Genomic DNA, 8,917 nt, shown 5'->3' on the forward strand with positions numbered 1-8,917 from the left:
TGGAGATTAAGGAGATAGGGAGATATTATTAAAAAAATTGAAATTAGTAGAAACTAATAGAAATTTATGGAAATTTGTTGTTTCCCACAATCAATTTCTACCTATTTCTATAAATTTCAATCTATATCTTATCTCCATATCGCCCTTATCTCCTTATCCCCTTTCTTACACTTTGTCTCTGCGGTAAATTACCACCTGAACATTTACCGTTATTTAATAATCCCCAGCTTGCCGATTGCCTTCTGTCCCTGCTCGTTCTTAATCAGGTAGATATAGACACCTGAGGCAACCTCGCGTGGATTTGTCCAGACCTCTTCATCTGTGCCATTGTTATGCTCTATCTCTTTGACTAATTCACCCACGATGTTGAATACCTTAATCGTGCATTGAGCGGTTAATCGCTTGAAATGTAATTGTTGTCCCCTTGAGGCATAGCAGGGGTTGGGATAGACGAACACCCCGGTTAAGTCGCTGGCAGCGGTTATCTTTGATTTGCCTGCGGGGGCAACAAAGGACAGATGAGTGATTGTGCCATAGACGATATTTGCATCTGCATCTCTATTTGAGTCAACTACCAATTTCCAGAGATTACCATCTGATGATAGATACAACATCAGAGTTCTTTCATCTATATTCCCTAAAACCGTCTCGTCATAGTTAAACATTATCTGCACAGGAGTGGTTAAGGTGCCGGTAATTTCAGTGGCTGATGTGCCAAAGGCATTTATTTTCATTCCAATGCCAATATTCCCTGTCAGGCTTTGCAATATGGCAGAACTAACCGTTCCAATGGGTAAGAGATATACCTCTCTGGTAGAGGTGCCAAATCTTGCGGTTGCCGTTCCCCAGGTGGCGGTTAATGTGCCTGTCCAGATTCTTATCTCATCCACACATTCACCTACAACGATAGGTATTTGGGCAGTAGAAGTGCCATCAAAGGCGGTAATTGTGCCAATGCCTATTTGGGTGGCATAAAAGATGGTGCTTGTGCCAAAATGAGATGACAAAGTGCCTATGTTGCCTGATAATGTCCAGGTAGCAAAGAGGGATTCTGTGCCTTTGGCAAAGCAGTAAAGGGAGGTTGTGCCAAAGATGGGGATTGCCCTTTTATCTGCCTCTATTCTAATCCCTTCAGGGATAAGAAGTATTTCACAATCAGGACTTTCTGGAATAGCCTCAAGATTTCCCACATTATCAGATGCCCTTGAGTAAAACCTATATCTATGATGATATTCCCCTGTATAGGTATAAGCACCGGTTGAAGTGGCAACATAAATCGTGGCATAAGGACTTTCATTATCTGAACAATAAATGGTATAGTTTCTAATCCCAGAGCCATTTAGGTCATCACTACCTTGCCATTCAAGATTAAAGCTTGTAGAGGTAGAAATAGCTGGCAGAGGCTTTACATAGCTTGTTGGGATACCAGAATCAATGGTGTTAAAGACTTCTGGTGTATCCATTGGGTCATTTGTATCAAAGACAATGCTTGCTTTGTTTTTTATCTGTGTCCCTGATGATAGGTTTGATTTAGGCTTAATGGTAAAACTTACCCATCCCTCTCCATTTGGTGGGTCTGAATTTGGAGGAAGAAGGTCTGTAAGCTCATTTGTCCCTAAAGTCCTTCCCTCAAGCTTTATTTGGATTGTTCCAGTTGCACTTAATGATGCTTGAATATTAAGTTTTACTGTATCTGTCTCTGGTGTTCCACCACTCCATGTTCCAACAGAAATTATTGTTGATGTTGAGATTTGTTGGCTATCCTCTGGTAGGTTAATTATCCTGTCTCCTATGCAGATGCTATTGAATACAAGGGTTGAGGTATCAAGATTAGGAGAAAGCTGGTCGGCAATCTTTATCTCTTGAGCATATGCCGTAGCAGTAGGAAGGGCATTTTCAAAGTAGACAAGATACTGAAATGTTTGTTCGGGAGAAACCCATTTGTTCTCACCAAAGCCTGAAGGACCAGCTTTGTCATTGGGGTCGTAGGAGATAACTACCTTTAATGATCGCTTAAATATCGCAGCCATTTTATCTGCATCCTCTATGAGGGCTTCTTCCAGAATCCTCCATAAATCAAAATTTCTACTTGGGGGCTGTATCCAAAAAGGCTTCTCTTCTTCCGGCCACCTCTTCGGAGAACCAGAAAAAAGTGTAAAAAATTCATATACCCATGACGGCGGATTAGTGCTAAATTCCCAAGTTTGTAGTCCGGCCTTCTTGTACATATCATTCGCAAACTCCACACAATTCTTAAAGGGACCAATTGGAGGACTTAAATATGGAAACCTCTCCCCGACCATGTTCCATGCCTCAAGAGCTATTTTCTCCCCGATATTAGGCGTCCAGTCAGGGGTATGAGCATGTCCCACATACCCTCCTTCCCCCTTTTTCCACTGCGCAAAAGGTGTAACCTTCACGAAGTCATCAGTATTGTGGTCGATTACAAATCCGTTGCCATTAGCATCCTCCACATAAATACCAACGTGACCCGTGCCGCCTGGTGGTGGAGACAAACGGAAAACCATATCTCCACGCTGGGGCTCACTATTCGCCTGAAGTGACTTAAGAATCTGTAATTCAAGAAATTCCGACTCCAATCTATTTCTCGCTGGCGACTCTAATATACTCTGTTCCACCATAAAAATAGAGGCACTAATAGGTATATCAACCCTTTGTGTTGTTGTCAGTTTCAGAGGAAACTCATCTATGGAACCAGCGGGAACATGTGTAATAATAAACCATAAGGAAATCTTCGAGCCACTGTCCAGAGCATCTTCTGGCTTAATTTGTTCCAACGTTGGCTCAGCCAATGGAACATTAACTTCGTAATTAACATTTCGAGGTTGACGGAGTAACAAAAGTACGCTATGTGCATCCAGATTCCCAGCATTACCATATCGAATCCAATAGGTTTGCTCTCTACCAACTTGTATCTGTTCCCTCCCTACAATCTCCACCCACAGCTTTGGCTCTCCTCCTTGCTCAATAGTAAATCCTCCTGGCAATACGAGAGTCCCCTCAAGGTTTTCTACCACAACATCCCATATCCCTGGCTCTTTATTTGTAAGGTCAAATGTTGTGGTAAGGCGATTAGGGGTATAAACTATAGATATTCCAGTAATCTCATAAACCCCTCTCTTTAATTTAGGGATAGCCCCTTCCTTAAAACCCCTTCCAATTATTTTTACTGTGACTTGCCCTGCATTCCCTCCCTTGCTTGGAGATATACTTAAGATAGCAGGTGGTAAAATTATTTGAAATTCATAGGCACCTATATCTACGATGCCATTTATAATCCTTGGATTACCGTCTTTGTCGGTGGTAAGCCAGCTTGGGACTGCAGAATTTGAACCTGCATCAATGCAGGGGGAGGAGGAACCAAGGCGATAATCACTCTCGGCAAATTGGGGGTCATCTGAGATGTCATTTGGTCCAGCAGAGCAACCAGAATAATTATTAAAGCCATTATCTCCATTTTCCCAGACATCGTTGTAGTCAATGGTAGGGGTGCCAGGAGGATCTCCACCATTCCGAATGCCATAGGTCCAATCATTGGATGTGCCATTTTGGACAATGATATTGTTGGTGATATTTAGGGAGGAGTTCCAGCAGAAAATGCCATCCTTGCTATTTCCCGATATTGTGTTATTGGTGATGGTGGGGGAGGAGGAGTACTCGCAGGAGATGCCATAATCGCTATTCCCCGAGATTGTGTTGTTGGTAATGGCTGGGGAGGAGGAGAAGGAGCAGGAGATGCCATGGTAGCTATTCCCCGATATGGTGTTGTTGGTGATGGCTGGGGAGGAGTACCACCCGCAGTCGATGCCATCATATCTATTCCCCGATATGATGTTATGCGTGATGGCTGGGGAGGAGTGGGTGTCGCAGGAGATGCCACACTTGCTATTCGCCAAGATGGTGTTATGCGTGATGGTTGGGGAGGAGCCGTAGCAGGAGATGCCATTCCAGCTATTCTCCGCGATGGTGTTATTGGTAATGGTTGGGGAGGAGGAGCAGCAGGAGATGCCACTCCCTTTATTCCCCGATATTGTGTTATTGGTGATAGCTGGGGAGGAGGAGTTTTGGCAGTAGATGCCATACTTGCTATTCGCCAAGATGGTGTTGTTGGTGATGGTTGGGGAGGAGTTGCCGCAGTAGATGCCATCATTATTCCCTGAGATGGTGTTATGCGTGATTACTGGTTCTGCACCATTGTTGCAGTATATTCCATAACTTGCCCCGGTTATCCAAAAGCCTGAAATAGAGACATTATCTGTAAATGTTCCATCAAAGGTTACCCCATTATTTCCTGAAGGAGGTTTGATCGTAGGTGTTCCGTTTCCAATTAGGGCAATCCCTTTGTCGATATAGACAGGTTCTGTATAAGTTCCAGCCGTAACCGAGACCGTAGCCTCAGGAGGACAAATATCCACTCCTCTCTGGATAGTAGAGTATGGATATTGTTGCGAGCCATTCTCGATCCCTGTGGTGCTGCTTTTATCAACATAAATAGTGGTCGTCTCTGTGGAGAGCATCCTGAGTTCTATTTTGAGAATTGGGCCATCTACCCTGATCCCTCCTCTATAGGAATGATAATAGCTGGCACAGGATGCCCTGATGGCATATGTTCCGAAAGGTAGATTTTCGATGGTATAGGTGCCATTATCACTGGTGATTGCCTCGCCTCTTGTTAGACTCAATATCTTTGCCAGAGAGATTACCTTTACCAGGGCTCCGGAAATGGGATCGCCGTTTGTATCCGTGACCGTCCCAAAGATAGAACCGGAAAAAGAAGGAGGGGTATCTTGATACTCATAGGCACCCATATCAACTATGCCATTTATAATCCTTGGATTGCCGTCTTTATCAGTCGATGTCCCGTAGATTCCGGGGGCGGTGTTTGAGCCTGCATCAATGCAGAGTGAACCAGAACCCAAATGGTAGTCACCATTGCCGATAAACTGCGGATCAAGGGATATATCGTGCAAGCCAGCAGAGCAGTGGTAGTAATTATTATTACCGCCTTGCCCATTCCGAAAGACACAGTTGTAGTCGATGATTGGGTTGCCTGAGTATTTATAAATACCATAATAACTTGTGCTTGTTGTCCCGTTTTCAGTAATAATGTTATTGGTGATGGCTGGGGAGGAGGAGTCGCAGTAGATGCCATCCTCGCTATTGCCTGAGATTGTGTTATTGGTAATGGTTGGGGAGGAGGAGTACTCGCAGGAGATACCATCATCACTATTTCCCGATATGGTGTTGTTGGTAATGGCTGGGGAGGAGGAGAGGCAGTAGATGCCACAGCCATTCACTGAGATTGTGTTGTTGGTGATGGTTGGGAAGGAGGAGTTGGAGTAGATGCCATATCTGCTATGCCCCGCTATGGTGTTGTTGCTGATGGTTGGGGAGGAGGCGTGGCAGTAGATGCCATCCCATTTATTCCCCGCTATGGTGTTGTTGCTGATGGTTCCCGAGGAGGAGAAGCACCAGATGCCACAGTCATTCCCTGAGATTGTGTTGTTGGTGATGTTTGAGAAGGAGAAGCACCAGATGCCACAGTCATTCCCTGAGATTGTGTTGTTGGTGATGTTTGGGGAGGAAGAGTTGTCGCAGTAGATGCCATAGCTATTGCCCGATATGGTGTTGTTGGTGATGTTTGGGGAGGAGCAGGAGATGCCCCGATCGCTATTCCCCGAGATTGTGTTGTTGATGATGGTTGGGGAGGAGGAGTAGCAGCAGATGCCATGGTAGCTATTCCCCGAGATTGTGTTGTTGGTGATATTTGGGGAGGAGGAGTAGCAGTTGATGCCATAGCTATTCCCCGATATGGTATTATGGATAATGGTTGGATTTGCACCATTATGGCAACATATTCCACTGTTACTTGCTCCAGTTATGGTAAAGCCTGTAATTGTGCCGTTTGCATTATTGCTATCAAAGGTTATGATACCGTAATTGCCTAAACCAGATGAAGTGATTGTGCAAATATCTGCACCCGCTCCAATTAAGGTTAAGGTTTTGTTAAGATAAACTGTGCCGGTGTAACCTCCAGGGGAAACAGAGACTATGCCACCAATAGGGCAGGCATTTATTCCTTGCTGGATTGCGGTATAAGTTCCAATGATTTGGCCTAAAGAATCATAGACTGTAACTGAGCCAGTTACGGTTGGGGTTCCTTGGAATTCATAGGCACCCATATCAACAATGCCATTTACAATCCTTGGATTACCATCTTTGTCAGTGGTAATGGTACCTATGGCTGTGTTTGAGCCAAAATCTATGCAGGGGGAATTTGATTGGAAATGAAAGTCAGTTAAGCTTATAAATTGTGGGTCAAGTGAGATGTCGTTTGGTCCAGGAGAGCAATTGCCATAATTACCTGAAGAATTATTCCAAATATCGTTGTAGTTCATCGTGGGATTGCCAGAAGCTCGGTAGATGCCATACCATCTATTATTTACAATGATATTGTTGGTGATTTGTGGCGAGGAGGAGAAGAAGTAGATGCCATACCAGCCATTCCCCGATATTGTATTGTTAGTGATGGTGGGGGAGGAGTAGTCGCAGTCGATGCCATCACAGGTATTCTCCAATATTGTGTTGTTGGTGATTTGTGGCGAGGGGTAGTAGTGGCAGGAGATGCCATATCTGGTATTCCCCGATATGGTATTGTTGGTGATGGTTGAGAAGGAGGAGTTGCAGAAGATGCCATAGCTATTCCATGAGATGGTGTTATTGGTGATGGCTGGGGAGGAGGAGTCGCAGTAGATGCCATAGCGATTCCCCGAGATGGTATTATGGATAATGGTTGGGTTTGCACTATTTGTACCAAATATTCCACTGCCATATGGCCAAACTGTGCTTGTTGCCCCAGTTATGGTAAATCCTGTGATTGTTCCCTTTGCATTTGTGCCATCAAAGGTTACCGTGTTTGTATCGCCTAAGCCAGAGGCTGTAATTGTGCAAACACCTTGAGCCGCACCAATCAAAGTAATATTTTTGTTGATATAAACCGCCTCATTGTAGGTTCCCGTTGAAACAATAACCCGATCCCCAGGATTTGCCGCATCTATTGCCAACTGGATTGTCGTATAACTTCCTGGCACATACAAATCCACTGCCATTGCCCCCTGGGTTAAAAAACCCATCCCAAATACCACTAAAGCCAATAGCTTCTTCATCCCGTTAGACCTCTTTTTATATCCCATTAAACCCTTCATATCACAGCAAGGTCTTGTGGGATTCATCTTTTTATACCTCCTGAAAAATAGTTTTGAGCCACAGACACAGAAAAACACAGAAAAAGTAATGCCTCAGTTATCGGGTGTAAAGGGAGTAAAATTGAGTGAAATTGGAAATTAGAAATTGGGGAGAGAAGTGAAAAACTCAATTTCCAATTTCCAATTTCAGCGTTTAAGTGAATAAATAGTTATCTTCCCACCTCATAACTGAGGGATTACCAGAATTTCTCTCTTTTACCTCCACCTTAATTTCCCACCGATAACTGACCCATTACCAGAAAAAAATAATTTGCGTGAAACTTCCTTTCCTCCTAAAAATACCTCACACAGAGCCACAGAGTTCACAGAGTATATTTAATTTCTTTCTCTTTTTTCTCTCTGTATCTCCGTGTCTTTGCGTGATAAATATCAGCGTCAAAAAACAAAAAAAGCGTTTCATTCGCTTTTAATTCACGACTGAAACGCTTTTTGTGATTGGTCAATATTGTTGTAATATGTTGAAAGTAAAGGAGTTAAGCGGAAGCCCCCCCCCTTCTAAAAATTCTATGGTATATCTTTGGTTATTGGTTAGATTAGAAACTTTTGGAATGAGAGTCATAATTTCTTACCTCACATCTTTATCCAATCTTTTCTATAAAATCTTTTGCTAATTTTAAATAATGTTTAACTCCCTGGGTATCATAAATAAGTCCTCTATAATAACCTGCTATGTGCAAGGTGTCATAAAGCATTTCAAATTCCCTCATCAACTTTCCATTATGAACAGCCAGGTATTTTTTTAATGCTTCTCTATATCCATCTACTGACTTTAGAATTTCTTTCTTCGCAACTTGCTTCTTTTCAATCAGATATTCATTTATTGCCTCTAAAATAGCCAGATAGGCTGTTCCAAATGCCTCTTGGATAGGCTTAACATCTGTATAGGTATTATCCTCTACTGGAATAGACCTCAATATCTCCCTGGCATTATTTAAATATCTTAATGATTCTTTCATTTTTAAATCTCCCCGTTGTTTTCTTATCTTAACATATTTTCTTTTATTCTGTCAACAATTATTTTGTAAAAGGGTGCGTGTAAAGTTTGTTGGTAAATTTCAACCTATGAAATAGAAGAACAAAATATCCCCCAATTAGAGTGAGAAAAAGAATAAACAGCTCGCTCCTATGGAGCTAATTTGTTATGAGGGAGATAATCTTTCTACAAACATATCGCTCCTCTGGAGCTAATATGAATAAAGCTCCGTAGGAGCAATCTGTTTGTAGTATTTCGCAAAAGCAATATGTTTGTAGCTCCGTAGGAGCAACCTGTTTGTAGTAGAGATTGAATATCTGTTTCTTGCATTTTATTTAAGCCTATTTCACAGGTCGATTATTTTTAGTAATGGGATTAAGCGGATTATTTTTTTATCCGTTTAATCCGTTCAATCCGCTTACTATAACTTAATCCTGTCAGAAAAGACAAAAAAGCACAGTAAAATTAATCACTGTGCTTATATTCTCCTAACTCTATGTCCTGCAACAGGTTAGAATGACTCTCCCTCTCTGTATGTTCTGTTAGCGTTATCCATCTCTTCTCCTTTAACAGATTCTACATCTTAATCTCTTTTTACCTTGATTCGGTTCATCATTATTTAAGTGGCTGACCCCTTACCCTAATTATATCTCAATAT

At 42.5% G+C, this 8,917-nt stretch carries 3 protein-coding genes; 1 reads left to right on the forward strand and 2 read right to left on the reverse strand.

Annotated features, from left to right (window positions below):
• Positions 1-66: 66 nt before the first annotated feature.
• Positions 67-270, forward strand: a complete 204-nt coding sequence (locus AB1422_12945) for a hypothetical protein (GenBank protein MEW6620219.1) — start codon at positions 67-69, stop codon at positions 268-270.
• Here AB1422_12945 and AB1422_12950 read toward each other — a convergent pair.
• Positions 210-7,253, reverse strand: coding sequence for a right-handed parallel beta-helix repeat-containing protein (locus AB1422_12950; protein MEW6620220.1), 7,044 nt, complete (start codon positions 7,251-7,253; stop codon positions 210-212). The genes AB1422_12945 and AB1422_12950 overlap by 61 nt on opposite strands.
• 611 nt (positions 7,254-7,864) lie before the next feature.
• On the reverse strand, positions 7,865-8,242 hold the full coding sequence (locus tag AB1422_12955; protein MEW6620221.1) for a DUF5618 family protein: 378 nt from the start codon (positions 8,240-8,242) through the stop codon (positions 7,865-7,867).
• Between the last annotated feature and the right edge of the window lie 675 nt (positions 8,243-8,917).

The organism is bacterium, assembly GCA_040757115.1.
Lineage (GTDB): Bacteria > UBA9089 > CG2-30-40-21 > CG2-30-40-21 > SBAY01 > JBFLXS01.